The organism is Sphingomonas sp. CCH9-F2 (assembly GCF_001556735.1).
Taxonomy (GTDB): Bacteria; Pseudomonadota; Alphaproteobacteria; order Sphingomonadales; family Sphingomonadaceae; genus Sphingomonas; species Sphingomonas ginsenosidimutans.
Window position 1 is genome coordinate 1 of record NZ_LSJO01000122.1, and the last position, 2,744, is coordinate 2,744.

The following is a 2,744-nucleotide window of genomic DNA, read 5'->3' on the forward strand; positions in this document are numbered from 1 at the left end:
GGCGCGGGGCGGCCGGGGCCCGCCCCAGATAGGCGTCACCCCGGCCGCGATCAACCGATCTGCCCGAAACACCAGCGCAGCACCGATTTCTGCGCATGGAGGCGGTTTTCCGCCTCCGCCCAGATCAGCGACTGCGCGCCGTCGATCACCTCCGGAGTCACTTCCTCGCCGCGGTGCGCCGGCAGACAGTGGAGGAATTTCGCATCGCGCTTGGCGGTCGCCATCAGCGCGGCGTCGACCTGATACGGCATCATCGCGTGCAGCTTGGTATCGGCATGCGCCTGCCCCATCGAGATCCACGTATCGGTGACGACGATGTCAGCGCCGTCGACCGCCTCGCGCGGGTCCGACACCACACGCGCGCGCCCGTTGCCGCGTACGATCGCCTGCTCTTCGGGCTGGAATCCCTGCGGACACGCGGCGACGACATCGAACTGCATCAGCCCTGCCGCCTCGACGATCGACGCGAGGACGTTGTTGCCGTCACCCAGCCACGCGACCTTCATCCCGGGCAGCGCCTTCCCGCTTTCGATGATCGTCAGCAGGTCCGCCATGATCTGGCACGGGTGCGAGGCGTCGGTCAGGCCATTGATGACCGGGACCGTGGCGTAATGCGCCATCTCCTCGACCTTGGCATGGTCGTCGGTGCGGATCATGATCGCGTCGACATAGCCGGACAGGACGCGCGCGGTGTCGGCCACCGTCTCGCCGCGGCCCAGCTGCATCTGCCCCGCCTCCATCACGATCGACTGGCCGCCCAGCTGGCGGATCGCCATGTCGAAGCTGACGCGGGTGCGGGTCGAATTCTTCTCGAAGATCATCGCGAGCACATGCCCGGCCAGCGGCGCATCGGCATCCGCGCGCCCCTTCGGCCAGCCGGCGCGCGCCTGCTTGCGGGTCAGCGCGTCGTCCAGCATCGCGGCGATCGCGTCCGGCCCGGCATCGGTGAGGTTCAGAAAGTGGCGCATGTCATCAACTCCTCCCCGCAACGCCGGGAGCGGGATGGCCCGGCATCAGCCGGGTGGCAGAGGGGATCGCGGCGAACGATCCGACTGCCGCAATCCCCCTCCACCAGCCCGCGGCTGATCGCCCTCCCCAAGCACGGCCCGGGGAGGAATGTTTCACTCGTCCGCGACCGGCACGTACACTCGCGCCGCCGCGCTCAGCTTCTCGACGCATTCGGCGATATGCGTCTCGTCGATCGTCAGCGGCGGCAGGACGCGCACGACATTCTCGCCCGCCGCGACCAGCAGCAGCCCGTGGTGATCGCGGCAATGCGCGACGAAGCGGCGGCTGTCGCTGGTCAGTTTCAGCCCCAGCATCAGGCCGTGGCCGCGCACGCCGGCGAACAGCTGGTCGTGATTGGGGATCATCTGCTCCAGCGCAGCGCGCAGCCGCTCGCCCATGCGCGTGACGTTATCGAGGAAGCCGTCCTCCAGGATGACGTCCAGCACCGCCTCGCCCGCAGCCATCGCCAGCGGGTTGCCGCCATAGGTGGAGCCGTGGGTGCCAAACACCATCCCCTTCGCCGCCTCTGCCGTCGTGAGGCACGCGCCCAGCGGGAAGCCGCCGCCGATGCCCTTGGCCGCGGCGATGATGTCGGGGACGACGCCGTACAGTTCATGCGCGAACAGCTTGCCGGTCCGGCCATAGCCGGCCTGCACCTCGTCCAGCACCAGCAGCAGGCCGCGTTCGTCGCACGCCTTGCGCAGCCCCTGGAGGAATTCCGGGGTCGCCGGGCGTATCCCGCCCTCGCCCTGGATCGGTTCGACGAGGAAACCCGCGGTGTGGTCGTCGATCAGCGCCAGCGCGCCCTCAAGATCGTTGAACTGCGCATATTTGAAGCCGGGCAGCAGCGGCTCGAACCCGTCGCGCATCTTCGCCTGGTTGGTGGCGGAAATGGTGCCGAGCGTGCGCCCGTGGAACGCGGTGTCGAACGTGATGAGGTCGTGCCGTTCCGGCTGGCCGTTCGCGTAATGATAGCGGCGCGCGGTCTTGATCGCGCATTCGACCGCCTCTGCACCCGAATTGGTGAAGAACACCGTATCGGCGAAGCTGGCGTCGACCAGCCGCTGCGCGAAATGTTCGCCCTGCGGGCTGCCGTACAGGTTGCTGACGTGCATCAGCGTCGCGGCCTGATCGGCGATCGCCTTGACCAGCTTCGGGTGGCCATGGCCCAGCGCGTTGACCGCGATGCCGCTGGCGAAATCTAGGTATTGCGCCCCGTCCTCGCCATAGAGATAGACGCCCTCGCCGCGCACCGGTCGCACGCCGCACCGCGGGTAAACGGGCATCAACGGCGATATGGTTGCGTCGGACGACACGGCGGCCTTCTCCTGTCAGAAAGAACAAGGGCGGCCCGATACGGCCGCCCTTTTCGTCTGATACCGGCAAAGCCGTGCGCGAACAACACCACTCGCGCCGGCTATCCGTCGCGCGCTGTCGCCGCCGCGCCAGGCACGGTTGCCAGTGCCAGCAGCGCCGCCGCACCGGCCGCGACCCACAGCATCGCCGTGCCGTAGCGGCCGTATGCCGCCGCACCCGCCACCGCGCCGGCCGCCAGCCCGCTCCACAGCAGCAGATACGGCACCCAGGCCGTGCGCGGCGCGGTGCCCATCAGCGCGGCGGACAGGTTCTGCCCCAGCTTGACCAGCGTCCCGGTCATATAGGTGACGCCGATGCTCACCTCCCCGCCGCGTTCGAACACGGCGTTGAGCACGCCCATCGCCACCGCCAGCAACACC

3 protein-coding genes are annotated in these 2,744 nt (G+C 68.7%); all 3 read right to left on the reverse strand.

Annotated features, from left to right (window positions below; all coding sequences use genetic code 11):
• Positions 1-50: 50 nt before the first annotated feature.
• Complete coding sequence (argF, locus tag AX685_RS03795) at positions 51-968, reverse strand: ornithine carbamoyltransferase (RefSeq protein ID WP_066485596.1); 918 nt, start codon at positions 966-968, stop codon at positions 51-53.
• Between the two features lie 153 nt (positions 969-1,121).
• Positions 1,122-2,306, reverse strand: coding sequence for an aspartate aminotransferase family protein (locus AX685_RS03800; protein ID WP_269450454.1), 1,185 nt, complete (start codon positions 2,304-2,306; stop codon positions 1,122-1,124).
• A gap of 119 nt (positions 2,307-2,425) precedes the next feature.
• Positions 2,426-2,744, reverse strand: a 319-nt coding sequence (locus AX685_RS03805; protein WP_156445650.1) for a DUF1275 family protein, incomplete at its 5' end; no start/stop codon positions are given.